Genomic DNA, 2,493 nt, shown 5'->3' on the forward strand with positions numbered 1-2,493 from the left:
GACACGCGACTTTGTCGGGTCCCGCTCGAGGCGTGACACACGCAGAACGCTCTATCGACTGCAGGCCGAGACGGGATGCGTTGAATACATGGAGATCGAGTTCCGTGCATGCAGGCCACAGGAAGATGCGTCTTTGTCGGCTCCCGTACGACACGGTGCGCGCATAGAAACCCGTATCGACTCACCTTACCGAATCTGCGATCCGCGAGCACCGAAATGGGTGAGCCGATGCAGGGTACTTGGGCGCAAAACACACCGGCCGCGCGCCGAGTCGTTAAATGCATCCGCGATCCGCACAGTCAGCGCGATCGTATGGGCATCGATCGGTGCGCTTGATAGCGAGCGCGCGATGCGTCGTGCGGGTCGGTCGATGGTTTAGCTCTTTGCGACTGGTGTGCTTCGGAATCGCGCGACGGTTTCGGGTTGGGCGATCTTGCACATGACTGGAGGCAAGCCACGAGCGATCAGCTCGGCGTCGGCGACTGTGCGCTTACCGATTTCGCGGAGTGCGGGCGCAAGTGCGCCCGCTTGATGTGGCGAAAGCAGGATCCGATCGATATCGCGCATGCGATGCGAGCGCGGCACGGGTTCGCTCGGGAAGACGTCTGTTGCGACGCGGATATGGCCTTGCGCCGCGAAATCGAGCATCGCGTCGAAGTCGACTACCCCGGCGCGGCTCACCAATACGAGCGCAGCACCTTTGGGCATCATCGCGAAGGCTGTTGCGTCGAGAAGGCCCTGGTTGTCGTCGGTCACGCTCGCGACGACGAATACGAGTTTCGACATGCGAAGCACCGTCTCGAGCGAGGCCGCTTCGCATCCGAGGGATTCGATCCACATCGAAGGCAACCATGGATCGTAGGCGCGCACACGCACGCCGAAGGGTGCGAGCAGCGGAAGGATCGCGCGCCCGAGATCGCCCATGCCGACAAAGCCGATGTCTTGTCGATACAGCGAGAATGCATCGCGATTCGCATCGAGGCCGTAGTGTTCGGTGCCATCGCGAAAGCGTCGATCGGATCGGCTTACGCCGCGCGCGAGGTCGATTGCCATGCCCAGTGCGAGTTCGGCCACGGGTTCGGCGAACACGGGACTCACGTTGAGCACGCGCACACCGTTGCCAAAGCAGTATGGGTAATCGACGTTCGGCAGGAAGTTGCCTTCGACGTTAATGATCGCGCGCAGGTTCTTCGCGCGTTGAAGGCGTTCGGCGGGCATGTCGAACTGGCCGACGATGATGTCCGCATGCGCGTGAGCGTTGAAGACGTCGTCGGTCATCGGACCGTCTTCGTGTATCGCGAGCGAACCGAGTGCGCGCAGCCGCGCGAGATCGGCTTCGTCGAAGATATCGGTCACGATACGCGGCGCGGGAGCGAGAAGGATGTGAAGCGGTCGAGAATCCGGCATTGCCATCGATGCGCTCGCGAGAGTCGAAGTGGAAGTGATGCGTGATAGACGATGTCGTGAACGGCGATGTCTGCGAGCGACGGTTGCGGGGCACCAGACAGTCGTTCGGTTCGTCGTCGTTATTTAGCACATTCGCGACACCGGCATTCAAGCAATGGGCTTGACGCCCACCGTGTGAGTCAGGCTAAAAACGACGCTCGATCGACACGCAGATCGACGCGTCGGCTTCGCGCGTGACGATGTTACGCCTGCACGCCGCTAAGGTGAGGAAATACAGGTTTCTTGCGCGGAGCAGGTGGTTAAAGAACGGATTGGAGTGCGTTCGATTTGGGCGGTATGAGTGTGCGTGTGCGTGTGCGTGTGCGTGTGCGTGTGCGTGTGCGTGGGCTTGGGCTTGGGCTTGGGCTTGGGCTTGGGCTTGGGCTTGGGCTTGGGCTCAGCATACAAACACCGTCGCGCATCACACGCGCATCCAAATCGATGTCGCATTGGAATCGAACGCACGGGAGGAGGCATCGGGATATCGATCCGATCGATTACGGCGGCCATGCGCGCGGACGAGAGTCGGGCCTCGTCTTGCGCCACACATCGGAAATCGTTTCGTTTCGAGCCGCAAATCACCCGTTTGTGTCCGCGATTTATCGAAGAGGCGCTGCGTTTGCGATATGCACCGAAACATCTTGCCTTCTCGCGCAGAGTGTCCTGCTCAACTCGAGCCTATTGAGCGTTGCTTGCTGCATCACGTCGCATCGCGGCACATGCACATGCAATGAATACATTGCCGAATATCGGATCGAACACAATATGTAACATGTATAGTTACATTTAAATAAGACCGGAAGTGTCATGCGAGCGGCACGCGCGTGTCACTACCAGCGTTGGGTCGTCCAAGTCTGTTGCGTGTCGCCGGCTCGGATGCGCATCGACGTGTGGACGTGTGGACGTGTGGACGTGTGGACGTGTGGACGTGTGGACGTGTGGACGTGTGGACGTGTGGGCGTGTGGGCGTGTGGGCGTGTGGGCGTGTGGGCGTGTGGGCGTGTGGGCGTGTGGGCGTGTGGGCGTGTGGGCGTGTGGGCGTGTGGG

General features: G+C 60.5%; 1 protein-coding gene. It reads right to left on the bottom strand.

The features are described 5' to 3' along the window. Window positions 1-375 precede the first annotated feature (375 nt). Window positions 376-1,407, bottom strand: coding sequence for a hydroxyacid dehydrogenase (locus D7S86_RS25335; protein WP_121090670.1), 1,032 nt, complete (start codon window positions 1,405-1,407; stop codon window positions 376-378). Window positions 1,408-2,493: the final 1,086 nt, after the last annotated feature.

The sequence above is a fragment of the Pararobbsia silviterrae genome (genome assembly GCF_003628125.1).
Lineage (GTDB): Bacteria > Pseudomonadota > Gammaproteobacteria > Burkholderiales > Burkholderiaceae > Pararobbsia > Pararobbsia silviterrae.

What these genes read in the sequence shown, in the direction of transcription:
- D7S86_RS25335 (WP_121090670.1), bottom strand. Translation starts at nt 1,407, where the DNA reads ATGCCGGATTCTCGACCGCTTCACATCCTTCTCGCTCCCGCGCCGCGT.